This window comes from Klebsiella sp. KTE92 (assembly GCF_000398905.1).
Taxonomy (GTDB): Bacteria; Pseudomonadota; Gammaproteobacteria; order Enterobacterales; family Enterobacteriaceae; genus Klebsiella; species Klebsiella variicola.
Genome location: NZ_KB976100.1, coordinates 3,255,476 through 3,256,375 on the forward strand (window position 1 = coordinate 3,255,476; position 900 = coordinate 3,256,375).

2 protein-coding genes are annotated in these 900 nt (G+C 39.2%); both read right to left on the reverse strand.

The genetic code is table 11. From position 1 onward, the window contains the following. Nucleotides 1-11: 11 nt before the first annotated feature. Entirely contained in the window at nt 12-113 is a 102-nt protein-coding gene (locus A1WC_RS27980; protein WP_071787070.1) for a hypothetical protein, read from the reverse strand. A 52-nt stretch (nt 114-165) separates the two neighbouring features. After that, a partial coding sequence (locus tag A1WC_RS26405) for a formylglycine-generating enzyme family protein (protein WP_016161337.1) occupies nt 166-900 on the reverse strand: 735 nt, incomplete at its 5' end.

Genomic DNA, 900 nt, shown 5'->3' on the forward strand with positions numbered 1-900 from the left:
AAGCCTTTGCATCAGGCAGTCATTGTCCCCGTCGGGTGCTGGTCGTCGATCATGGCAAGATATTCTGACATCAGGCTATCCGGGACAGGTTTAAACAGGCTGTCCAGCGGAATATTATATTCATTGAGCGTTCCGACTATAATATAGTATTACAGTCAAACGATATCATTTATTAATAACGCAACGAAATACAAAAAGAGGACTAACTCCAAACTTTTGATAATCATCACGCCCAGCAAATTTTGGCACAGGTTGTGACGATTGCCTGAATATAGTCAAGGCATACTGACGATCTCCGCCAACATACCCCCTTAAAACTTTTTCATTACCTTTAACTGGACCTTGAGGATCATAAACAGGGGAGTGGGAATAATAATCAGTTGAATACCAATCATTACTCCATTCGGCTCCACTTAGCCCCATATCGTATAAACCTAGCGGATTCGGAGGATATTTCCCAATTGGATAAATAGGAAAACCATAACCATCTGTGTATTCATCTAATTTCTTTTGTTCAGGTATATTAGAACCAAGCTCGAAATTTCCATTATTAGTCGCAAAAGGAAGATACTGCCCTCTTGACCTTGCCGCATATTCCCATTGTGCTTCTGTCGGTAAATCAATATTTTTATCGGACTCCTTACCTAGCCACTGACAATAATCTTTTGCCTGTTGCCAGGTCACACCAACAGAGTAATCACCTTTTTGCAAGGATGGGTACTCTTTTACCAGAATATTAATGGGAGGTTTTTTTATTCCTGTTATCTGCAGATATTTATTATAATCATCGTTGGTAACTTTAAACTTTGATATCGAAAAATCGCTTAATACAACCTTATGTAATACCTTATCATCCTGGTTTATGCTGAAAGGCAGTTTTTCACCGACTAATGGGCCAAA